Genomic DNA, 23,253 nt, shown 5'->3' on the forward strand with positions numbered 1-23,253 from the left:
ACGAGACTAATGACTAATTACTATTCACTAATTACTAATCACTCGAATATTATTCTTAACTTCCTGCGCAATTCTTCTTGCCTCAGCCATATCTTCATTTACAATCGTAACGTGGCCCATTTTTCTGAACGGACGAGTTTGTTTTTTTCCGTAAATATGTGGTGTAACACCATTCCATCCTAAAATGGTTTCGATATTTTCATAAACTACATCTCCTGAGAAACCTTCAGCACCAACTAAATTTACCATAACTCCGGCCACTTTACTGTCTGTGTTGCCTAACGGAAGATCTAAAATAGCACGTAAATGATTTTCGAATTGTGAAGTATAACTGGCTTCAATTGAATAATGTCCTGAATTATGTGGGCGAGGAGCCACTTCATTTACTAAAATCTCATCATCGGCAGTCTGGAACATCTCAACTGCCAGAAGTCCAACGTGATTGAATTTCTCCGAAACATTCAAAGCGATTGCTCTGGCTTTTTCGGCTACTTTATCATCGATTCTTGCCGGGCAGATTACGTATTCAACCTGATTGGCTTCGGGGTGAAATTCCATTTCCACAACCGGATAGGTTTTCATCTCTCCTGATGGATTTCTTACCACGATAACGGCTAGTTCATTTTTAAAAGGAACCATAGTTTCTGCAATACATTCAACATTTGGCAATGTATCTAAATCAGAAACCTGGCGAACTATTTTTACACCATTTCCATCATAACCAAATTCAGTACATTTCCATACAAAAGGCAATTTTAGATCGCTGATTTTAGATTTTAGACTCTCTAAATTTTCGAATCTTTCAAATGGTGCGGTCGGGATGTTGTTATTTGCGTAAAATTGTTTTTGAACACCTTTGTTCTGAATTCCTTTTAAGGTTTTTGGGGATGGATATACTTTTAAACCTTCGTTTTCTAATTGCGTTAAAGCTTCAAGGTTTACCAGTTCAATTTCAAAAGTCAAAACATCAACTTGTTTTCCGAAATTGTAAACTGTTTCATAATCCATTAAATCGCCCTGAAAGAATTTGTTGCAGGCAATTTTGCTCGGAGCTTCGTCACTCGGATCTAAAACGTAAGTTTGTATGTCAAATTTTCGCGTGTCAAACAACAGCATTTTGCCTAATTGTCCACCGCCTAATATTCCTAATTTAAAATCAGAAGAAAAATAATTCATTGTTGTGTGTTTGTGATGCGCAAAGATACTTTATAATGATTGAATAGGAAAATGCTATTTTATTTTCTTCAAAACTTCCCTTGCAACCGCTTTATAAGCCGCAGAATGATCGCCATAATCTTTGTCCAGAATTACCTTGAGTTCTGGATGAATCCAGTCGTAATGCTTTCCCAGAACATATAAAGTTCTTATGGAATACGCTTTTGTGGCCACTTTTACATCATTGATCAGCCAGTCGAAAGAAGCTTCAATACAATCCTGAAGATTTTCTTCGGAAAGTGAAATGTTGTTTTCGCCTTTTTTATAATGTGATTTTACCAATAGCTGAACCACTTTTGCAACGGGACGAATCGAACTGTCATCTTTCAGAATTTTTAAATTAGAAAACAAAAAATCTAAATGTGGCTGCAGCCAATCCAGTTTTTCATACGATACAAATTCCAGAATCCAACAGGCTTTGTGGTTGTTTTTGTCTTGTGGCGAAAAACAAATCGAAACTAATTCGTCGAATAAGGATGGATTTTCCAGAATTTCCTGTGCACAATTTAAGCGGTTTTCCCGGTAAGCTTTTACGTAATCAAGTTTTAATTGAAGTTCAGAAGACATTTTTGTTTTGATTTGATGTCCCTAAAATAAATAATTTAAAGATATCATTCCGTAATAATTTACCGGAAGCCCTGGATAATAATATCTCGGAGATGAAGTTCCAACAGGAAGTGCATTCGGCAAAATTAAAGAGGCATATTTTTCATTGGTTACATTATTGATTCCAAAAGCAAAGTTGGTGTTTACATTAGGAAGAATTTCAAAACGATAGCCGGTTTTTAAATTGATAATAGTATAGGAATCTGAAAAAGCCGAATTAGAATCGTTCATCGGAATTTCATCCACAAACTGATAATCGGCACTTAAATAAATTCCCAAATTTGTATTTAATAGTATTCCGGCGTTTATTTTATTCGAAGGAACACCTGTTAATTTATTTCCGGAATAATCATTTCCATTATCTACAAATTCTTTAAACTCATATTTCCCTACAGAGCCGGCTAAATACGAATTCAAAGAGAAAAACCGATTCATTTGCCAGTTATGATTCAGGCAGATCTCTATTCCTTCATGAAATGTTTTTCCGGCATTTAAACCCACATACTGATCGTCTCCGACTCTTTTGGCAACCAGTAAATCTTTAATTTCCATTCGATAAACAGCAATTTCCGTATACAGTTGTTTGTTGAAGAAATAGAATTTTCCTCCAAGTTCAAAATTATAACCGTTCTCCGGTTTTATATTTGGGTTGATGGTTCCTTCGCTCGTAAGGGTTTCTTCGGTTGCAGGTAAAGAAAATCCACGACTTACTGAAAAATAAATAGTTTTTAACGAATTAGGTTTTAATAAAAAGGATAATTGAGGTGATAAAATACCATCATAGCTGTATTGCTGATCGATATTTTCGGTGAAATTATTAAGCTCAAATTCGGTTTTATTGTAGTTTAAACCCGCCTGAATTTCAAATTCTTCAGAAAGCAAGGTTCGTAATTGCCCAAAAATATTGTAAAAATGCCTTTTTTGGTCTGTTTCAGTCAGCTGATTCCCTTGTAAACTGCCTTGACCGTTGTTTTGTTTGTAAAGGTTTTCAAAAGTGTTTCCGTTATAATTATCCCTGAAATATTCGACTCCGGCAATGAAATTATTGTCAATTTTTCCAATTTTAAAATTCCCCGTAAATTGGGTTCTTGCTCCCGCAGCAAAAGTATACTGACGTAAAACATCAAAAGGCCTTGGTTCATTGCTGTCTTTATAATTGATAAAAACGGAAGTTGAATTACTTAAATTATCATTGATTTTGAAATCGTACGCCAGTCCGCCCAAAGTCGATTTGTATTCTTTAAATCCTTTTGAAGCTACCCATGTTGCTGCTCCGGACTGTGGATTATTTTCGAAAGCATCTTTATTAATTGAACTAGGAATAAAAGCTTTTAAATACGTATAATTAGAGAAATAAGTTAATTTACTGTTTTCTTTTCGAAATAATTCTCCCGCAAGTGTAATTCCTTCCCGTTTATAAGCACTGTTTTCACGCCAGCCGTCTGTTTTTAAATTATGGTAACTGATATTCAGACTTCCTTTTTTCTCATCCAGACTATAATTCAGGCTGTTTTTTAATAATCCAAAAGAACCAAAGACAGAACTGATTCCTGCAGATTGTCCTTTGTTTTTAGAAAGTTGAGGTGAAATTAATATCGCTCCTCCTAAACCTGCGCCATAAACACTCGAAAGCGGCCCTTTGATAATTTCGATCTGATTGAGGTTTTCCAAATCAATATCGTCAATTACCGTTTCGCTGTTTCCGGAAGTCAGTGGAATACTGCCATAAAAAGCCCTTATTTTATTAGTGCCGTAAGGAGTTCTGCCGCCAATTCCGCGAATCGAAATTCGGGTTGTAGTTAAATTTGACGATTGCATCAACACACCCGGAATCGTATTAATTACAGTTGTAATATCTGTAGTGTTGTTTTGTGTCAAATCTTTTTTGGAAAGAATGCCAATAGAAGCCGGTGTGTTTTGTATTTCCTTATTGATGTGAAACGAACTGATGACAACTTCTTTCAGCTTTTCAGTTTGGACAGAGTCAATTTTTTTGCCTTCTTTTTTTTGTGCCGAAATATTTTGGAAAATAAAAGCCGTAAAAAGAAAAAAGCAATATTTTTTTAAGATCATGATTAGGATTGAATTATAAAGTCGTTTTTTAAACACATAAAATCATAGATTTTATATAGTTCGTAAAAGGCGTTTCACTTATTTAAAAACACATAGCTTGTGAATTAATCAAAGTGAAACGCCTTTTATAATAAGATTGTCTGCGTAAAAATAAACGAATAAAATTGGAATTTAAAATTTGAGATTTTATTTATTAGCAGTAACCTTCCAAATCGTATTCCCACTATCATCATTTACCAAAAGTGATCCGTCATTCATAACAGTAACCGCTACGGGACGTCCGTAAACTTCAGCTTTGTCCGAATCTGAAATAAATCCGGTTAAGAAATCTTCTGGTTTTCCGGATGGTTTTCCATCCTTAAAAGGAACAAACAGCACTTTATAACCTGAAATTACAGAACGATTCCATGAACCGTGCTGTCCTACGAAAGCTCCATTTTTATATTTCGCCGGAAATTTATCTTTCGTATAAAACGCCAATCCCAAAGAAGCAGTGTGGGCACCAACAGGAACATCAGGAACAATTGCTTTTTCGACCAAATCTTTTCGTTCGCCTTTCAGTCTCGGATCAGGAATACTGCCGAAATAAGAATACGGCCATCCGTAAAAGCCGCCTCTTTTTACACTTGTAATATAATCCGGAACCAAATCATCGCCCAGTTCATCGCGTTCATTAACTGCAGTCCAGAGTTCTTTTTTATTGGTGGGATTCCAATCCATTCCCATTGGGTTTCTTAGGCCTTCAGCATAAATTTTTTCACCGGTTCCGTCAGGATTGATTTCTAAAATGGCAGCGCGTCGAATTTCTTTATCCATACCATTTTCTCCAACGTTGCTTCCTGAACCAACGCCAATATAAATTTTCGTCCCTTCAGGGTTAGAAAGAAGACTTCTGGTCCAGTGATTGTTGTAACCACCAGCCGGAAGCTCAACAATTTTGACTCCTTGTGTTTCTAATTTTAAAGGTGCATTTTTATAAGGATAACGGTAAAGCCCGTCAGTATTTGCAACATAAAAAAAGTCTTTTAGAATAAGCATTCCCAAAGGCCTGTTTAGGCCTGTCAGAAAAACTTCGCGGGTTTCAAAAACGCCGTCTTTGTCTTTGTCACGCAAAATTATAATTTGGTTTTTGCTTGTTCTTGTACCGCTTTCAACAACAAAAATATCATTGTTTGGACCTATGTATGTCCATCGCGGATTTTCAAATCCATCAGCAAATTTTGTAACCGTAAAACCTTCAGGTGCTTTTGGTGTTTTTCCTTCCGGCCAACCAATAACTTTACTGTTTTTAGATTTCGATTCTGTTGCATAGGGCGGAGGAAGTGTAATGTTTCCAATGGCAGTTTTGACAACATTGCCAGGCTTTTTTGCCAGCGCTTCTTTTTCTTCTTTTTTTACTTGTCCATTACAGGCAGTAATCGTAGCGAGCAAAAATATTGAGAATAATTGTTTAATAGTTTTCATCTTTTACTTGTGGTTTTATTTATTATATAACAATTTATTAAATTTTAAATTCGGACCAAAAAACACTCTATTAACATTAACAGATTTTTAACATTGACAAAAAGTGTTTCAACTACAGAATTACTACTTACAGTTTGGTTGTAATTCTGTATCTTTGCGCATTATTTTAAATGTAAAAATAATGATACAACTTCACGATAAACAATTTGTTCCGTTTATTTCGGCTAAAGAAATTGATTTTGCTTTAACCAAAATAGTCGCTCAGGTAGAAGATGATTTTGGAGATGAAACTCCAATTTTTATAGGCGTTTTGAATGGTGCATTTATGGTTGTAAGCGATTTTTTAAAAAAATATAAAAGCCCCTGCGAAGTTTCATTTATCAAAATGGCTTCTTACGAGGGAATTGAAAGCACAAATTCCGTAAAAGAATTAATCGGAATCAATCAGGATCTTTCAGGCAGAACCGTTGTCATAATTGAAGATATTATTGATACAGGAAACACAATCGAAGAATTGAAGCGCTTGTTTAAAGAACGAAATATAAAGCACTTTAAAATTGCAACCTTGTTTTTTAAACCAGAAGTATATAAAAAAGATATTAAAATTGATTACGTCGGAATCAGGATTCCAAATAAATTTATCGTTGGTTACGGACTAGACTATGATGGATTAGGAAGAAATTTAACCGAAGTATACAAATTAGCCGAATAATTTTAAACAAACACAACTAAATATTCATTTAAAACTTCTTACATGAAAATAAGAAGTCAAGTAACACTCACATTATGATTAACATCGTTTTATTTGGAAAGCCGGGAGCAGGAAAAGGAACTCAGGCTGAATTTTTAAAAGAAAAATACAATTTAACACACCTTTCAACAGGAGATATTTTTCGTTTCAATTTAAAAAATGATACTGAACTGGGTAAAAAAGCAAGAGGTTTTATGGACAATGGAGAATTAGTTCCTTGCGAATTAACTACCGAAATGTTAATTGATGAGGTAAAAAAACATCCTGATACAGCAGGGTTTTTATTCGATGGTTATCCAAGAACAATTAATCAGGCTGAGGCTTTAGACAAATTTTTGCCAACAATTGGTTCAAAAGTTACAGCTACAATCGCTTTAGAAGCTGATGACGAAATTTTGGTAGCTCGTTTGCTTGAAAGAGGAAAAACAAGCGGAAGAGTGGACGATCAGGACGAAGATAAAATTAGAGTAAGATATCAGGAATATAATGAAAAAACTGCTCCGTTAATTGGATATTACAAAGAGCAAAATAAATTTCATGCCGTAAACGGTATCGGAACAATTGAAGAAATTACAGAAAGATTAACGTCAGTTATAGATAATTTGTAGAAGCTTTTCCAGCTGTACGTGAAATCCCGATAGCTATCGGGACGCTAAAAAAACTATTTTTCCAAACCATAAAACGAGCTTCCTCCGGTCGCTGTTTTCTGGCAGGAAAAATTAGTTTTTTTAGCTCCGGGCTTTTCTCTTCCATCTGGGCTATGACACGATCAGGGTTACAAATTACATTAACAACTATTATATAACGAACAAGCCACAAATTGGAAATACTAATAATATTTTTTCTAATACTACTAAACGGAGTTTTCTCGATGTCAGAAATTGCATTGATTTCGGCTAGAAAAAACAGACTTGAAACTGCTGCAAAAAAAGGAAACAAAAGCGCTAAAACAGCACTAGACTTAGCCAATTCCCCTAACAAATTTTTATCCACAGTACAAATCGGAATTACCTTAATCGGAATTTTGACGGGTATTTATTCCGGGGATAAAATCACAATGGATGTCGAAACCTTTGTTAGCGGATTTGAAGTTTTAAAACCTTATGCGCATTCAGTTGCCGTTGGGATTGTGGTTGTCGTTTTAACTTTCTTCTCATTGGTTTTAGGGGAGTTATTACCAAAACGAATCGGTTTAAATTATCCTGAATCAATTGCCAAAATGGTTGCGATGCCAATGAAAGTGATTTCAATTGTCACCGCTCCCTTTATTTGGCTGCTTACATCTTCAACAGATTTTTTATTGAATGTATTTCAGATAAAACCAACCGCTGACGGAAAAGTTACCGAGGAAGAAATCAAGGCAATCATCAAAGAAGGAACAGAAGTTGGCGAAGTACAGGAAATAGAGCAGGACATTGTGGAGCGTGTTTTTCATATCGGTGACAGAAAAGTGAGTTCGTTAATGACACACCGTAAATCGGTTGATATGTTACCATTAAATACGGACAAAGCCAAAATAAAAGAATTGGTACTTCATGATCTTCATACGATTTATCCGGTTTATAAAGACAATTATGATGATATCGTAGGTGTTGTAACCCTAAAAAATATTTTTGCCAATATCGAAAAAGACAATTTTGACCTGGCTTCAATAACGTCTGAAGCACCTTATCTGATGGAGCAGACAACGGCTTACAAAGCGTTGGAAAATTTCAAAAAAACAGGAGTTCATTATGCCTTGGTTTCTGATGAATACGGTGTTTTTCAGGGAATGATTACCTTAAACGATATTTTGGAAGCTTTGGTCGGTGATGCTTCAGATTTTTACAAAGACGAATTTCAATTAATAGAAAGAGAAGACGGTTCATGGCTGGTTGACGGACATTATTCGTTACACGATTTCTTAACGTATTTCGAATTAGACGAATTAACAAACGATTACGAAGTAAACACCGTAAGCGGAATGATTATGACAGAACTATCCCACATTCCAAAAGAAGGTGAAAAACTAATCTGGCAAAAATTTGTGTTAGAAGTTATAGACATGGACGGTGTGAAGATTGATAAAGTATTAGTAAAAGCTTTAAAAGAGTAGAAATTGAGTTATAAATTATGAGTTAGGAGTGTTCTTGGACTTATAATTATAGCTTTCAATTAAATATAGATAATAATAAGAGGATAGAGAGTCGTTTTAGTTTGAGTTCAATCTAAAATCTAAAAATCTAAAATCTGAAATTCAAAACAATGACAGAAGGAAATTTTGTAGATTACGTTAAGATATATGTTTCATCCGGAAAAGGAGGAAAAGGATCTACGCATTTACATAGAGAGAAATTTATTGAAAAGGGAGGTCCTGACGGAGGTGACGGAGGTCGCGGTGGACATGTATATTTAGTAGGGAATAAAGGACTCTGGACATTATTTCACTTAAAGTTTGCGCGTCACATTAAAGCAGGACACGGTGGAGATGGAGGAGGAGACAGAAGTACCGGTGCAGACGGAGAAGATAAATTTATCGAAGTACCTTTAGGAACTGTCGTAAAAGATAAAGAAACAGGTGAAACCTTGTTCGAAATTACTGAGGACGGTGAAAAAAGAATCCTTTCAAAAGGAGGAAAAGGAGGTTTAGGAAACTGGCATTTTAGAAGTTCAACAAATCAAACTCCAAGATATGCACAGCCAGGTTTACCAGGTGTAGAAATGGACGTAATTCTGGAACTGAAAGTTTTGGCAGATGTTGGATTGGTAGGTTTTCCAAATGCAGGAAAATCAACTTTATTATCTGTATTGACTTCTGCAAAACCAAAAATTGCCGATTATCCGTTTACGACTTTAAAACCAAACTTAGGAATCGTAGCTTACAGAGATTTTCAGTCTTTTGTAATTGCTGATATTCCCGGAATTATTGAAGGTGCTGCAGAAGGAAAAGGCTTAGGTCATTATTTCCTGCGTCATATCGAGCGTAATTCGACTTTACTGTTTTTAGTTCCTGTAGACACGCCGGATATTAAAGCGGAATATGATATTCTGGTAAACGAGTTAACGAAATACAATCCTGAAATGCTGGATAAAGAACGTCTTTTGGTAATCTCAAAATGCGATATGCTGGATGATGAACTTAAAGCTGAATTGAAAACAGAATTAGACGTTGCTTTCAAAGATGTTCCGTATATGTTTATTTCGTCTGTTGCCCAGCAAGGTTTGACAGAGTTGAAAGACAAGCTTTGGAAAATGCTTAACGAGTAAAAAAAATAATAAGTTTTTTGAAGGTGTTCTGTTTTCAGGACACCTTTTTTGTTTGCAATAATGTTAAATTCGCAAAATAACAATAAAATAGGATTGTTGAATTTCATTTTCAATGTAAATTGAGTGTTATGATTGTGAAAATGAATTATCTTCGCAAGACTAATTCAAATATTATTATGAAAAGAATAGTTTTATTTTTAACGATGTGCCTTATGGCATTTCCTGTAAGAGCCGACGAAGGAATGTGGTTCTTAATGTTTATCGAAAGGCTGAACCACAGAGATATGCAGAAAATGGGTCTGCAACTCACAGCCGAAGAAATCTACAGTATCAACCACCACAGTTTAAAAGATGCTATTGTGCAGTTTAACGGAGGCTGTACTGCTGAAATCGTTTCTAAAAGCGGTTTGGTTTTGACTAATCACCACTGTGGTTACGACGCCATTGCAGAACTTTCAACTGCTGAGCAAAATTATTTGAAAGATGGTTTTTGGGCAAAAGAAAAAAGTGCCGAGATGAAGCCAAAATCACTATACGTTCGTTTCTTTGTACGTATGGATGATGTTTCGAAAAGAATTTTGTCAAAAGTAAATCCTACAATGACAGAAACGGAAAGAAACAAAATCATTCAGCAGGAAATTGCTTTGATCGAAAAAGAAAACAACGAAGGCGGAAAATATACGGTTTCTGTTCGTCCTTTCTTCCAGGGAAATGAATATTATTATTTCGTTTATCAGGATTATAAAGATGTTCGTTTAGTAGGAACGCCTCCTGAAAGTGTGGGTAAATTTGGTGGAGATACAGACAACTGGGAATGGCCACGTCAGACAGGAGATTTCTCTATGTTCAGAGTGTATGCTGACAAAGACGGAAATCCTGCAGAATATTCTAAAGACAATGTACCATTACAGCCAAAACATTATCTGCCTGTAAGCATTAAAGGTGTAAAAGAAAATGATTTTGCTATGATTTTAGGGTATCCGGGAAGAACAAACCGTTGGATGCCGGCTGGCGGAATTGAGCAAAATATTAAATATGCTTATCCTGCCTGGGTTGAAGGTGCAAAAACCGGAATGGATGTAATGAAAAAGTATATGGATCAGGATGCAACAGTTCGTTTGCAATATGCTTCTAAATATGCTTCAACTGCCAACTACTGGAAAAACCGTCAGGGTATGATTGATGCGTTGACAAAAGCCGGAACAGTAGATGTAAAAGCGGCACAGGAAGATAAGTTCTACGAATGGGCAAGTAAACCTGCTAATAAAGAAAAATACGAAAATGTAATTCCAACAATCAATGACTATTACAGAGAGACAAATTTAAAAGCAACTCACGATAATTATTTGATCCAGCTTTTACGTACTTCAGCTCTTGCAACGGGACCTGCAAATTTAGGAAATGCATTAATTGCATACTCTAAAGAAAATGATGCTAAAAAAGCAGAAATGCTGCCTAAAATCAACGCAATGGTTGAGGATATTTATGGTGAATTTTATGCTCCGTTAGAAAAAGATGTATTGGCGGCACAATTAAATTTATATGCTTCAAAAGCTGCTGAATATGGATTGGCGCCACAAATAGCTAAAATGAAATCGGCTAATAACGGTGATTTTACTTCTGATATAGCTAAAGCGACTGAAACCAGTTTTTTTGCATCTAAGGAAAAAGTTTTAGAATACATAGCAAGCCCAAAACCGGCTGCACTTCCAATAGATCCTTTGTATATTATCTCTACTGATTTGTTAACAAAATATCGTGCTAAAACAGATGATCAGGCAAAAGCTGATGATGGTTTTGCAACTGCTTACCGTGTATTGGTAGAAGGGTTAAGAGAATCAAAGTTAAATACAGTTAAATATCCGGATGCAAACTCTACTTTAAGATTAACTTACGGAAAAGTTCGCGCTTTGCCTGCAGATCCTCGTAATGATGCTAAGATCAACAATTATACAACCATGGAAAGCATGGTGAAAAAGTATAAAGCAGGAGACCAGGAATTTGATTTGCCGGCTCGTTTATTAGAATTGAACAAAGCGAAAGACTTTGGTCAATATGCCGATAAAGCAGGTTACATGCCGGTAAACTTCTTGACGGATAATGATATCACAGGAGGAAATTCAGGTTCTCCGGTTCTTAACGGAAAAGGAGAATTAATTGGAATTGCTTTTGACGGAAATATCGAAGCGATGGCAGGTGACGTAATTTTCGATTCTAAATTACAAAGAACCATCAACGTAGATATTCGTTATGTACTTTGGATTATCGACAAATACGCCGGAGCAAAAAATATTATTGATGAATTGACTATTGCAAAATAATCTCAATTTAGTTATAAAAATTAACCCCGACAGATTTCAAATCTGTCGGGGTTTTTGTTGTTTACATTTAGCCAAGTGTCATCCTGAGTCCATTCGGCTTCGCTCAGGATAAACTTAGTCGAAGGTTTGTTACGTCGAGAAGGGCTTCGACTCCGCTCAGCCTGACAAAAGGTTATATTAGTGCTTTTTGGAATCTAATTAACCTTCACACGAATTCCTTTCGTATGACTTGCAAATTCCGGAGCATACATGCTTTGAATTGTTGTAATCCCGTTTGAAAATTCTCCGCTGCTATTGATACGGATATCATATTCTATCACATAAGTTCCTTTATTGACGTGATCAAAGAAAAGGTGCGTTGCAGCATCTTTTGTACTCATATAATATCCCAGACCATCTTTGTATTTATATTCTGAAAACACATTTACAGGTTCAAAACAGGAAGCTCTCATGTCTTTCAAATGAATATATTCAGTATTTTCTTTGGCAGAAATAATCAATCTTACCGTTACCAAATCTCCGGTTTTTAATGGATTTTTAGACGTTATTTTTTCTAATTCGTTTCCTTTTAAAGTACTCTTTTTTAGATATAATTCTTTTGCAACTGATAAAACGGCTCCTGAATTGGTTTTGATTTTATCCAAATCTTCAAAATACTGCCAGTACACACCTCCAAAACCCGGAACTTTAGATTTGTTTTCAATTTTTACAGAAGCCATTTCTTTTTTCACTTCTTGTGCTTTCCAGTTCATTTTAATGTAACCCGTTGCAGCTTCCTTTTCGTTTTCTGCTAATTTTTTGGTCATAATTTTTTCATCTCCCAGTTTAATAACCGTATTGTCTTTTACACTCAGCCAATCGGTTCCCTGCATTAATAAAGCGTAAACTGCTTCGGTGGTCGATTTTGTCGTTGGCCAGTTTTTGGTTTGTTTGTTTTTTAAGAGCCAGACTTTCATCGCATCAACAGATTTGGTGTCGTTCGTAACTTCAACGAAAGCCTCAATCAATAAAGCCTGAGTTTCAATTGGAGCCTGATACCAATACCAGCCTGATTTGTTGGTGATCCAGTACATTCCCCAATCTTCATTGTTGGAAGAAGTTTCTTTTAAACTTTCCAAAATTGTTTTGGCGGCCTCTTTTTCGCCATAACGATTTAGAGTCAAAGCGGTCATCCCTTTTTCGTAAAGAGAGTAGGAAAGCCAATTATTTTTGGCTGTATCCAGATATAATTTTGACGCTTTTTTCAATGTGTCAGAAAGCGGATATTTCTCCAGATAAAAACTTCTGGCATACAGATAATGCAAATCAAAATACGGATTGATCCAGATTAGTTTATCGGCTTTTTTTAGGTTTTTGGTTCTGATTTTATAGTATTCCAAAAATTTAGAATCTATATATGGAATTCCGGTTTTTGCAATTTCATCAATTTGCAATGCATTGCCTTTGCTCAATTTAGACAAATGGCCTAAACCTGACAGAATATGTCTGGTAATATATTCGTTTTCATCGCTTCCGTCAAACCACGAAAATCCTCCTGAAGCTTTTTGTTTTTGTTTTAGTTTTTGAAAAGTGACTTCCTGTGAAGTTTTCATTTTTTCCAAATCAAATAAAAGGGCCAGATTTTTTTTCTTTTCTTCTTCATTCTGAGCATCTTTCAGCCATGGTGTTTCGGCCAGAATAATCGATTTTAATTCTTCGTTTTCTTCTAATTTTGAATTCAGTTTTCCGTTTTTTCTCCAGTCTTCAAAAACAGCTGCAATTTTCGGATTACTTGAAATGATTTCTGATGCTAAAGCATTCGCATAAAAACGGGCAAAAGTCTGTTCGGCACATTCGTGTTCATATTCCATCAAATAAGGTAATGACTGAATCGCAATCCATGTTGGATTTGAAGTATACTCTAACGTAAATTGATGATTTTTTAAAGTCGAAGAAGTATTATTTTTCAAATTCTCAAACGTATATTCTTTGGTTGAATTCTCACGAACCCAAATCGGAATACTTTCTGTAACCAGCATATTGTTGGTTAAAACCGGAAGTATGTTTTCTTCACCATCAGAGAAATTACCCGATTTTGCCAAAATTTTATATTGAACTCCTTGTAATCCTTCCGGAATTGTAATTTTCCAGCTAACCGTTGTATTTCCGTAGGCAGGAATTGTAATGTTTTTTATATTGTCAGCATTCAGCATTTTGGCATCAATGGGCTGCATGGTAGTGGCGTCAAAGAATTGTAAAACTGAGATTCCGGTTTTGACTTCAGCCGTAATATTCGAAATTTTTGCACTGATCACAATGGTATCTTTTTCCCTAAAGAAACGTGGAAAATTAGGTAAAACCATGAGTTCTTTTTGAGTCACAACACTTTTTTCCAAATAACCTGAAACAGCATCTTTATTGTGCGCCATCAAACGAAGTTTCCAGGCAGTCAGAGCTTCCGGTGAAGTAAAGTTGAAACTCACTTTTCCTTTAGAATCTGTTTTTAAATTGGGAAGGAAGAATGCCGTTTCAGATAGATTTTTTCTGGCTTTTACCTGAGTTAATTCTTCTAATGCTTTTTTGGTCGTAAGAATGATGACGCCGTTTGCAGCTCTGCTTCCGTAAATTGCTGTGGCGCTGGCATCTTTCAGAACATCCATAGAGGCAATATCTGCCGGATTTATGTTTTTGATGTCATTCAGAATTACACCATCAACAACATATATTGGGGCAGAACCACTATCAATACTTCCTGCTCCTCTAATTTGAATTCCGGCTACTCTTCCCTCTAAAGCTTCACTAATACTATATACAGTGTTGTCCTCTTCTATGTTTTCTGATTTAATGGTTGTCACAGCTCCGGTTAACATAGATTTTTTTTGTGTTCCATAACCCACGACAACGACTTCTTTTAAACTATTTTCGTCATCATCTAAAACCACGTCAATGGTTTTTGAGTTTTTGATTATACTATTTTTACTTTTAAAACCTATCATACTAAAAACAAGCTCTTCCTTTTCAGCAGCTTCAATTTCGTAATAACCGTCAAAATCTGTAGCTGTACTTCTTTGTGTTCCTTTTACAGTCACAGAAACTCCTGGTAGCGATAAGTTTGCTTTATCAGTGATGTTTCCCGAAATCATCTTGGCATTTAACGGTTTCTTTGCTTTTCTGTTAAGTTGTTTTTGATATTCCCTTTGCATGTAAAGAGAATTATTGTTATTGTTGAAATCAAACCCAAACCAAATCAGTTTTATGGTTTCGTTATTTAGCACAACTCCTTTTTTGGGGATGTTTAAATTTTGTAGATAACTGGAGGTTTTATCAAATCCTAAACTTGATTTAATATTATTTCCATTATAAGAGTAGTCATAAAAACCAAGTCCATTCCAGTTTCTTGTTGCAAACTGATCCAGTGAACTGTCGTACATCGAAGCCAAAACTTCAGCTTCATTGCTGGTATTGGCTGATTTTAATTTGAACGACCAGTTTTCACTAATTCCGGGTTGCAGTTTGTTTCTAAAAGTTTCAACACTAAATTCCAATTTTGAAGCTTCTTGTTTTTTCAGCATTACATCTAAATCATCATTAAAAGTTGCATTTTCAAAAACACTCTGAAAACCAATTTTAAGATAATTTTCAAACTCTTTTTTCAATGGAATCATAATAATGTCTTCATTGTTTTCTAAATGTGAGGTTTTCTCAAAAAACACTTTACTGTTATAGCTTCCTGTAACAGCAATATAAAGTTCAGGAATCTCCGAAGTTATTTTTAAGGAAACAAAGCCATCTTTTTTCGGGTCTTCATTGAGCTGTTTAATAGTAAATAAAGTACTCGTATTGTATTTGTCTTTGCTTTGTGTAATTTGAAAATAGTCTTCCGATTCTATGTCATTTTCAAAACTGTCTTTTGCTGAAAAGACTACTTTATAATTGCCTGATTTGTAATTCGAAATAAAATCTAACAGAACTTTTTTGTCTTTTTCAGTATCAATTTTTTTAGAATAAACTAAAGTCGGAGTTACATCATCAGTTGTTTTTCCGCTTACTTCATAAGGAAAAAATCTTTTGAAATCTTCTTTGGGAATGTTTTCAAAATCCGGAACCGGCCAGACTCTCGGTTTGAATTTATCAGAAAAAGGAGTTGTATAATAAATTTTGATTTCACCTTTTATCGCTTTGAATTCACCGTTTAAATTGGTACTTGTTAGTGAAATTTCGTTTTTATTTTTCGTTTCAACTTTATCAGGAAGCGTGGCTCCAAGAACCAGATTGTGATATCCCACCTTTACAACGGTTTCAGCATCATGGGTTTCGCCGTTAATGTCCGTTACGCTAATGTTTATTCTATAATTAAAAACAGGTAATTGTTCTTTTTTACCGTTTTTTGACGGAATTGCCGTGAAATCAATACTGAATTTTCCGGAAGCATCCGTTTTGGTTTCGCCGGTAGCCAGAGTTTCAGTTTCATTCTGCTGGCTGTAATAATATCTGAAATAGCTCGTAAATCTTGTGACAGTATATTTTACAACAGCATCAGAAATGTTGCTTCCTGCAAAAGCCTTGGCACTTCCTTTTACTTTAATGGTCTGATTGATTTGAAAGCTTTCTTTTTTAGGGTCAAAAGTAACTTCGAATTTAGGACGTTTGTATTCTTCAACTCTAAAATCAATTTGAGAATTTTCAAAATCAACATTGTCCCAAAAAGGATGTTTATCTTCGTCTTTATCATAATTAATATCATTTTGATAGTTTTCATGTTCTTCAGCTCCAATCCTAAAATTGCCAGTTAAACCACTTTTTGGCAGGACAAATTCTCCTGAAAAAGAACCAAATTCGTTTGTAACAACATCAAATTCTTTGAATTCATTGTCATTCGCATCCCGAACAATTACTTTGAATGATGTATTTTGTACAACAGAAGTTTCGTTTTTCTTTTTCTGAACTGTGATTCCCTTATAAAAAACTGTTTGTCCGGGACGGTAAATAGCCCTGTCTAAATAAAAATTTACTTTTGCTTTTAGTTTAGTGTCATAATTGCTATTCGCCGAATAAGAATCGAAATATTGTACGTAATTTTTTCTAATTGTAATGGAATCGTTTACTGTCGATAACTCAATTTCATCATGGTAATAATTGTCTTTTTTTCGGGTATAATTTGCTATGCCGTTTTTGTTCGTTTTTAGATTAAAATTTTTCGATTTTACACGTACGTTTTCCAAAGGCTTTCCGGTTTTTCTGTCTACCACCTGAAAAGTTTCACCCGATACATTCTGTGAGGCTAAAATAGCCAGATTCGAAACGGTAATAGTTTCGTAAGCAAAAGCTTTCTCGTCTTTTTTCTCTGAATCACTTTCGAAGTGAACAAAATAAGAACCTGTTTTTAATGGTGGTAAATGTATTTCGGTAGTATATTCAAAGAAGTTATTTTTATTTACAATAGAAAAACTTTCTGCAGCTACAGGCTTTTTTTGAAGAAATGCTGTCGTAAGACTATCTCTTTTAGTATATAAATTAGTATAATTCCAAAGCTGTTTCTGACTAATTTTATAGAAAGAAACTTTTACCTGTGTTATGTTTTTGTATTTAATGTATGCTCTTGTATTTTCATCTGAGTAAATGTATTTCTGAAGCTGAATATTTAATGATTTAGACAGCAAATTGTCTTTGTGGTGTATGGCTAATTTGTAAGCATCGGATCTGTTTTTTACGGAAATAATACTGTCTAATAAAGAAACAGATTTTATATTATAATCAGGATGAGTTTCTTTTGATGCGTTTTTGGAATAATAAAGGGCTTTTTCTAATTGAATTTTTTGAACTAAAATAGTGTCTTTTGCTTCCTTTTGAAGGTAATTTAAGGAAGGAAGATAGGCTTCGTCTGACTCAAGTAAAGTGTTTTTTACATATTGCATTCGGTCCAGCTGATTGTCCTGAGAAGTATTGTAAGATTCCTGTTTTTGATATAATGACAAAACAGAACGCAGGTTTTCATTGGTAACAAATTCGAAATTAATTTTAGTAAAATCGTCTGGTTTTCCTAATAACTGTTTCGTATATGGTTTAAAATCACTTTTTACAATTTCCCATTGACGTACTTTTTGCTTATAAAAAGTCAGGTTTTCTCTTAGCAGATAATCAAATAAAGTCTCTTTTTTGAACTTTTCTGATGCAAAAAAATCAAAAATCATTTCATATTCTTCAAGGGAAGTTTTGTTTAAAGCAGATTCATTTTCTAAAGTCATTTTAAATGTTGAATCTATTTGATTTTTGAAATTGGTTTCAGTCCATGTCAGAAAATCATCATCCGGAAAAGTCGTGTTGGTTCGCTGTCTGATTTTATAATCATTTCGTATATAATAATCATTCAGGCATTTTGCATAAATAAAATTCAATATTGCCTTAGACGGAACCGAGACACGATTAATATCTGTTTTAAGATTGTTAAGGATTTTAGTCTGTGCATTTTCATCCACAACCAATAGATATTTGGAATGATAAAAAAAGCATTTGATCATTTGTACTTCATCTTTTTCAGAAACTGCCTTTTTATAAATTTCTGCTACGACTTCACGGGCCGATTTAACCTTTCCTTCGTTTTCAAAGGCAATAACTTTATTCCATTTTTTATCCGTTTGTTGTGCAAATAGAGTTGAAGTAATCAATAACAGAGCAAATACGATTTTTTTCATAAAGTGAGTTTACTTATATAGAGAGTGGTTTTTGAAAAAAGGTTGGGAGAGTAGTAAAATAATTTTCGTACAAATTACTAATTTATATCTAAAAGCAAATAAGGCATTTTATATTTCGTTATTTTTGATAAATGAGACAGCTAATAATTTTTTTCTTTTTGACACCATTTCTTTTATGGTCACAATCCAATTTTGAAAAAGGCGAGAAGTTATTTCATGCCAAAAAATATAAAGAAGCAGAAACTTTTTTTGAAGAAAATCTAAAACATTATCCCAATGATATTAAGACTCTGGAACATTTGGCCGACATCTCTGCAGAAGAAAAAAAATGGGAAAAAACAGCCGCATATTACAAAAAACTAAAGCAATTGAAACCTAACGAAGCCGACTACTTTTACAAATACGGAGGATGTTTAGGAATGCGTGCATTAGAAGTGAATAAAATTAAGGCATTCGGAATGGTGGATGACATGAAGTTTTCATTTGAAAAAGCTATCGATTTAAATCCTAAACATCTGCCTGCACGATGGGCGTTAATCGAATTGTATTTACAGTTGCCCGGAATATTGGGAGGGAGCGAATCGAAAGCGTTGAAATATTCTAATGAACTGGCAAAATTATCACCTGTTGATGGTTACTTATCCAAAGGCAGAATTGATGAGTATTTCAAAAGATATGATTCGGCAGAAAAAAATTATATAAAAGCGAATGAAATTGGCAAATCAAAAGTTACATTTCAAAAATTATATAATTTATATTTGAACAAATTAAAAGAGCCTAAAAAAGCTCAGGAATTAAAACGAAAATTTGACTCAAAATAATCAAATATCAAATACTGAATTCCTAAAAATAATTGGAATTTAGAACTTAAAAATTAGAATTTTAAATGAAAACACATTTCATCGCCATTGGCGGAAGTGCCATGCACAACTTAGCATTAGCATTGCATAACAAAGGATATCAGGTTACAGGAAGTGATGACGCTATTTTTGAACCTTCAAAATCAAGACTGGAAAAAAAAGGAATTCTTCCTGTAGAAATGGGCTGGTTTCCTGAAAAAATTACTTCAGATATTGAAGCCGTAATTTTAGGAATGCATGCAAAGGCAGATAATCCGGAATTACTGAAAGCGCAGGAATTAGGATTAAAAATCTATTCGTATCCGGAATTTTTATACGAACAGTCTAAAAATAAAACCCGTGTTGTAATTGGTGGTTCTCATGGAAAAACAACCATTACTTCGATGATTTTGCACGTTATGCATTATCATAATATTCAAGTGGATTATATGGTAGGAGCACAGCTGGAAGGTTTTGATACCATGGTACATCTTACAGAAGAAAACGATTTTATGGTCCTGGAAGGAGATGAATATTTGTCTTCACCAATAGACCGTCGTCCGAAGTTTCATTTGTACCAGCCCAATATTGCGCTGATTTCAGGAATTGCATGGGATCATATCAATGTTTTTCCAACGTATGAAAACTACGTTGAACAGTTTGAAATTTTTATTGCTAAAATTACAAATGGCGGGATTTTGGTTTACAATGAAAATGATCCTGAAGTAAAACGCGTTTCTGAAGCAGCAACAAATCCAATTAGAAAATTACCTTACCATACACCAAATTATACTGTAAGCGATGGAGTAACACTTTTAGAGACTCCGGAAGGCGATATGCCAATCGAAGTTTTTGGAGCACACAACCTGAATAATTTAGCCGGAGCAAAATGGATTTGCCAGAACATGGGTGTTGATGAAGCCGATTTCTATGAAGCGATTGCAAGTTTTAAAGGGGCCTCTAAACGATTAGAAAAAATCGCAGAAGGAAAAGGAAAAGTGGCTTATAAAGATTTTGCGCATTCACCAAGTAAAGTAGCAGCAACAACAAAAGCCGTAAAAGAACAATATCCAAACAGAACTTTAGTAGCTTGTTTAGAATTGCATACCTATAGCAGTTTAAATGCTGAATTTTTAAAAGAATACGAGGGTGCATTAGAGTATGCTGATATTGCTGTTGTGTTTTACTCACCGGATGCGGTAAAAATTAAACAACTGGAAGAAGTAACTTATGAGCAGATCGCAAGTTCTTTTAACAGAGAAGATTTGATTATTTACACCAATCCAACTGAATTCAAAGAATATTTATTCAATTTAAATCTGGATAATTCTGCTTTATTATTAATGAGCTCAGGAAACTACGGTGGATTAAACTTTGATGAAGTAAAAGGATTGATTAATTAGTCAATTAGATAATGTGATAATGTGCCAATTGCTATGCAGTTGGCCTTTTTTTTAATTTTCTAATTGACACATTATCTAATTGTCTAATTACTTTTGGTATTTAAAATGTCCGACAATTTTATACTCAAACAAACAATCTTCCAAAACCTGTCCGCCTCCCACATTATGAACAATTAGGTTTTGTTCGCCATCGGATGATTTTTTATTGGTAACAATTCCGATATGCGGGAGTTTGTTATTTATCATCCACGTCACGATTTCTCCCGTTTTATAATCTTTGCCATTTTCAGAAACAGGTAATTTTGTTCCTTTTCTTTCAAAAAAAACTTCAAGATTAGGAACTCTCCGATGATCGATATTCGTATCTGTTTTAGTCATTCCCCATTTTTCTAAATTTGGATATTTAGAAAAGTTTTCAATCATATCTTCATGAACTTCTTTTTGTAAATCAATACCTAATTTTCGATAAGCACGAATAATAACATCTGTGCAAACACCTTTGTTTGCTGGTACATCTCCGTTTGGATATTTTATTGAGAAATAGGCCGGATCGTAATCTATCGAAGGATCAATTATGGATATTGCTGCTTCTGAAAGTTTTTCTTCAAAACTTTTTAAAACAGTCTTATTAGTGTTTTCGAAAGTTAAACTGTTGTTTTCTTTTTGATTACAAGAAAAAAAGCAAAGTAGGATTAAAACGATGGAGATAGTTTTCATTCTTTTTTGTTATAAAATTAAGGATTATCAAAATAACAAATAACTTTTAATGAATGATTTTTCTTATTTTTGAAAACATTCATACAATTATATGCTCGAAAAAATTAAAGTTGTTTACACAACAAGCGAAAATCCTGATTTTATATTTTTATACAACACTTTTGATACTTTTTTATGGGAACGTTATCCGGAATTAAAAACGGATTATTGGGGTAATAATGTAATTGAATTCAATCCTAATGTGGTTATTCTTTATCTCAATAATCAACCGGTAGGTTGTGGCTGTTTCAAAAAGTATAGTGAAACTACTGCCGAGTTGAAAAGAATGTTTGTCTTACCTGAAGCGAGAGGACTTGGGATAGCACAGCAAATTATTAAGGAAGTCGAAAATAAAGCATCAGAGCAGGGTTTTAAAATGTTGATTTTAGAAACTTTATATAAACAGCTGGAAGCAATTAATCTGTATCAAAAAATGGGTTTCAAAATAATTGAAAATTATGAACCTTATGTTGGCCTGACAAATAGTATTTGTATGGGCAAAAACATTATTTAATATATTAGTCCCGAATGGAAGTAGCACATTTTCCTATTACAAATTGGTCAGAAGATGACCGTCCACGCGAAAAATTAATGCTGAAAGGCAAAAATGCTTTAAGCGATGCCGAATTAATTGCAATTTTAATTGGCTCCGGTAGCCGAAACGAATCGGCAGTAGATCTGAGTAAAAGAATTTTGGCAAGTGTCGATACTTTAAATTCGTTGGGTAAAATGTCTTTGGCTCAGCTTACTAATTTTAAAGGAATAGGAGAAGCAAAAGCTATTGCAATTATTGCTGCTCTTGAACTGGGAAGACGCCGAAGAGCCGAGGACACTGTAGAATTAACAAAAATTACATCCAGTAAAATTGTTTTTGAAATCATGCAACCTATTATTGGTGAGCTTCCACACGAAGAATTTTGGGTGCTTTTTCTGAATAATTCGAATAAAGTCATTTTAAAATCACAATTGAGTAAAGGAGGTATTTCAGGAACTATTGTAGATGTACGTTTAGTATTTAAGCTGGCTTTAGAAAATGGTGCGACAGGCTTGATATTGTGCCACAATCACCCATCGGGAGGTTTAATTCCGAGTGATGCCGACAAGCAAATCACTAAAAAAATAAAGCAGGCCGGAGATAGTTTAGATGTTAAAGTTTTGGACCATCTTATTATAACTGAAACAAAATATTATAGTTTTGCAGATGAAGGAATTTTATGAGTTATGAATAAAAATATTACCGACGTCTTTTTTGATCTGGACCATACACTTTGGGATTTTGACAGAAATTCAGAATTAGCTTTTAATCGAATCTTTGAAAGAAAATTTCCTGAAATCATCTGTCAGGATTTTATTCAAAAATATATTCCTGTAAATCAGGCTTGTTGGAAATTATATCAGAACGACAAAATTACACATCAGGAATTGCGTTATAATAGACTGAAGCACTCATTTGATGCTTTGGATTTTGTTATTTCAGATGAAGATATTAATCAGATAGCAAATGATTATATTGAATTTTTAACAGATAACAATCATCTTTTTGAAGGAGCTATTGAAATTTTAGATTATTTAAAATCTAAATACAAATTGCATATTATCACCAATGGTTTTGCCAATGTGCAGGAGAAAAAAATAAATAATGCTGCATTAGGCGGTTATTTTAGTACAATTACAAATTCTGAACTGGCTGGTGTAAAAAAGCCAAATAGTATTATCTTTGATTATGCGGTTAACTCAGCTAAAACTTCGAAAGAAAATTGTATCATGATTGGTGATTGCCTGGATGCTGATGTTAATGGCGCTTTGAATGCAGGCCTGGATGCTATTTTTTTTAACGATAAAAAAATTGAGGTACCTCAAGATATTAAACAAATAAATAATCTATTAGAACTTAAAAAATATTTATAA

At 34.2% G+C, this 23,253-nt stretch carries 16 protein-coding genes; 10 read left to right on the plus strand and 6 right to left on the minus strand.

Annotated elements, in window-relative coordinates:
* Positions 1 to 27 precede the first annotated feature (27 nt).
* From DMB68_RS16185 to DMB68_RS16200, 4 genes are all read right to left on the minus strand, one after another.
* Positions 28 to 1,176 carry a 5-(carboxyamino)imidazole ribonucleotide synthase gene (locus DMB68_RS16185; RefSeq protein ID WP_110347707.1) on the minus strand — a complete coding sequence of 383 codons (1,149 nt, stop codon included), beginning with the start codon at positions 1,174 to 1,176 and terminating at the stop codon, positions 28 to 30.
* 54 nt (positions 1,177 to 1,230) lie between these two features.
* The gene (locus DMB68_RS16190) at positions 1,231 to 1,782 is read right to left on the minus strand and encodes a hypothetical protein (protein WP_110347708.1); all 552 of its coding nucleotides are present in this window, start codon (positions 1,780 to 1,782) and stop codon (positions 1,231 to 1,233) included.
* 21 nt (positions 1,783 to 1,803) lie between these two features.
* The gene (locus DMB68_RS16195) at positions 1,804 to 3,894 is read right to left on the minus strand and encodes a TonB-dependent receptor (RefSeq protein ID WP_110347709.1); all 2,091 of its coding nucleotides are present in this window, start codon (positions 3,892 to 3,894) and stop codon (positions 1,804 to 1,806) included.
* 186 nt (positions 3,895 to 4,080) lie between these two features.
* Entirely contained in the window at positions 4,081 to 5,358 is a 1,278-nt protein-coding gene (locus DMB68_RS16200; protein ID WP_110347710.1) for a PQQ-dependent sugar dehydrogenase, read from the minus strand.
* A 181-nt stretch (positions 5,359 to 5,539) separates the two neighbouring features.
* Here DMB68_RS16200 and hpt point away from each other — a divergent pair, with 181 nt between their 5' ends.
* From hpt to DMB68_RS16225, 5 genes are all read left to right on the plus strand, one after another.
* Positions 5,540 to 6,070, plus strand: coding sequence for a hypoxanthine phosphoribosyltransferase (gene hpt, locus DMB68_RS16205; protein WP_110347711.1), 531 nt, complete (start codon positions 5,540 to 5,542; stop codon positions 6,068 to 6,070).
* Positions 6,071 to 6,144: 74 nt separating this feature from the next.
* Entirely contained in the window at positions 6,145 to 6,717 is a 573-nt protein-coding gene (locus DMB68_RS16210; RefSeq protein WP_110347712.1) for an adenylate kinase, read from the plus strand.
* 212 nt (positions 6,718 to 6,929) lie between these two features.
* Entirely contained in the window at positions 6,930 to 8,204 is a 1,275-nt protein-coding gene (locus DMB68_RS16215; protein ID WP_110347713.1) for a hemolysin family protein, read from the plus strand.
* A gap of 149 nt (positions 8,205 to 8,353) precedes the next feature.
* A complete protein-coding gene (gene obgE, locus DMB68_RS16220; RefSeq protein WP_110347714.1) occupies positions 8,354 to 9,355 on the plus strand; it encodes a GTPase ObgE in 1,002 nt (333 codons plus the stop codon).
* Between the two features lie 176 nt (positions 9,356 to 9,531).
* Positions 9,532 to 11,676 (plus strand): S46 family peptidase, encoded by a 2,145-nt coding sequence (locus DMB68_RS16225; protein WP_110348042.1) that lies wholly within the window; start codon positions 9,532 to 9,534, stop codon positions 11,674 to 11,676.
* A gap of 194 nt (positions 11,677 to 11,870) precedes the next feature.
* Here DMB68_RS16225 and DMB68_RS16230 read toward each other — a convergent pair whose 3' ends face one another.
* A complete protein-coding gene (locus DMB68_RS16230; protein WP_110347715.1) occupies positions 11,871 to 18,347 on the minus strand; it encodes an alpha-2-macroglobulin family protein in 6,477 nt (2,158 codons plus the stop codon).
* A 131-nt stretch (positions 18,348 to 18,478) separates the two neighbouring features.
* Between DMB68_RS16230 and DMB68_RS16235 the strand changes: the two genes are divergently transcribed.
* Both DMB68_RS16235 and DMB68_RS16240 read left to right on the plus strand, forming a co-directional pair.
* The gene (locus DMB68_RS16235) at positions 18,479 to 19,168 is read left to right on the plus strand and encodes a tetratricopeptide repeat protein (RefSeq protein WP_110347716.1); all 690 of its coding nucleotides are present in this window, start codon (positions 18,479 to 18,481) and stop codon (positions 19,166 to 19,168) included.
* 65 nt (positions 19,169 to 19,233) lie between these two features.
* Positions 19,234 to 20,589 (plus strand): UDP-N-acetylmuramate--L-alanine ligase, encoded by a 1,356-nt coding sequence (locus DMB68_RS16240; protein ID WP_110347717.1) that lies wholly within the window; start codon positions 19,234 to 19,236, stop codon positions 20,587 to 20,589.
* 87 nt (positions 20,590 to 20,676) lie between these two features.
* On the opposite strand, the gene DMB68_RS16245 is transcribed toward DMB68_RS16240, so the two are convergent.
* On the minus strand, positions 20,677 to 21,306 hold the full coding sequence (locus DMB68_RS16245; RefSeq protein ID WP_110347718.1) for a DUF1287 domain-containing protein: 630 nt from the start codon (positions 21,304 to 21,306) through the stop codon (positions 20,677 to 20,679).
* Between the two features lie 91 nt (positions 21,307 to 21,397).
* Between DMB68_RS16245 and DMB68_RS16250 the strand changes: the two genes are divergently transcribed.
* From DMB68_RS16250 to DMB68_RS16260, 3 genes are read left to right on the plus strand one after another with little or no spacing between them, the layout of a single operon-like run.
* Complete coding sequence (locus DMB68_RS16250; protein WP_110347719.1) at positions 21,398 to 21,859, plus strand: GNAT family N-acetyltransferase; 462 nt, start codon at positions 21,398 to 21,400, stop codon at positions 21,857 to 21,859.
* Between the two features lie 14 nt (positions 21,860 to 21,873).
* Positions 21,874 to 22,563, plus strand: a complete 690-nt coding sequence (gene radC / locus DMB68_RS16255; RefSeq protein WP_110347720.1) for a RadC family protein — start codon at positions 21,874 to 21,876, stop codon at positions 22,561 to 22,563.
* A 3-nt stretch (positions 22,564 to 22,566) separates the two neighbouring features.
* Positions 22,567 to 23,253 (plus strand): YjjG family noncanonical pyrimidine nucleotidase, encoded by a 687-nt coding sequence (locus DMB68_RS16260; protein WP_110347721.1) that lies wholly within the window; start codon positions 22,567 to 22,569, stop codon positions 23,251 to 23,253.

This window comes from Flavobacterium hydrophilum (assembly GCF_003202405.1).
GTDB lineage: Bacteria > Bacteroidota > Bacteroidia > Flavobacteriales > Flavobacteriaceae > Flavobacterium > Flavobacterium hydrophilum.

Excerpts from the sequence above, each read along its gene's own strand:
- DMB68_RS16185 (WP_110347707.1), bottom strand. The coding sequence starts at position 1,176 with ATGAATTATTTTTCTTCTGATTTTAAATTAGGAATATTAGGCGGTGGA.
- DMB68_RS16190 (WP_110347708.1), bottom strand. The coding sequence starts at position 1,782 with ATGTCTTCTGAACTTCAATTAAAACTTGATTACGTAAAAGCTTACCGG.
- DMB68_RS16195 (WP_110347709.1), bottom strand. The coding sequence starts at position 3,894 with ATGATCTTAAAAAAATATTGCTTTTTTCTTTTTACGGCTTTTATTTTC.
- DMB68_RS16200 (WP_110347710.1), bottom strand. The coding sequence starts at position 5,358 with ATGAAAACTATTAAACAATTATTCTCAATATTTTTGCTCGCTACGATT.
- hpt (WP_110347711.1), top strand. The coding sequence starts at position 5,540 with ATGATACAACTTCACGATAAACAATTTGTTCCGTTTATTTCGGCTAAA.
- DMB68_RS16210 (WP_110347712.1), top strand. The coding sequence starts at position 6,145 with ATGATTAACATCGTTTTATTTGGAAAGCCGGGAGCAGGAAAAGGAACT.
- obgE (WP_110347714.1), top strand. The coding sequence starts at position 8,354 with ATGACAGAAGGAAATTTTGTAGATTACGTTAAGATATATGTTTCATCC.
- DMB68_RS16225 (WP_110348042.1), top strand. The coding sequence starts at position 9,532 with ATGAAAAGAATAGTTTTATTTTTAACGATGTGCCTTATGGCATTTCCT.
- DMB68_RS16230 (WP_110347715.1), bottom strand. The coding sequence starts at position 18,347 with ATGAAAAAAATCGTATTTGCTCTGTTATTGATTACTTCAACTCTATTT.
- DMB68_RS16235 (WP_110347716.1), top strand. The coding sequence starts at position 18,479 with ATGAGACAGCTAATAATTTTTTTCTTTTTGACACCATTTCTTTTATGG.
- DMB68_RS16240 (WP_110347717.1), top strand. The coding sequence starts at position 19,234 with ATGAAAACACATTTCATCGCCATTGGCGGAAGTGCCATGCACAACTTA.
- DMB68_RS16245 (WP_110347718.1), bottom strand. The coding sequence starts at position 21,306 with ATGAAAACTATCTCCATCGTTTTAATCCTACTTTGCTTTTTTTCTTGT.
- DMB68_RS16250 (WP_110347719.1), top strand. The coding sequence starts at position 21,398 with ATGCTCGAAAAAATTAAAGTTGTTTACACAACAAGCGAAAATCCTGAT.
- radC (WP_110347720.1), top strand. The coding sequence starts at position 21,874 with ATGGAAGTAGCACATTTTCCTATTACAAATTGGTCAGAAGATGACCGT.
- DMB68_RS16260 (WP_110347721.1), top strand. The coding sequence starts at position 22,567 with ATGAATAAAAATATTACCGACGTCTTTTTTGATCTGGACCATACACTT.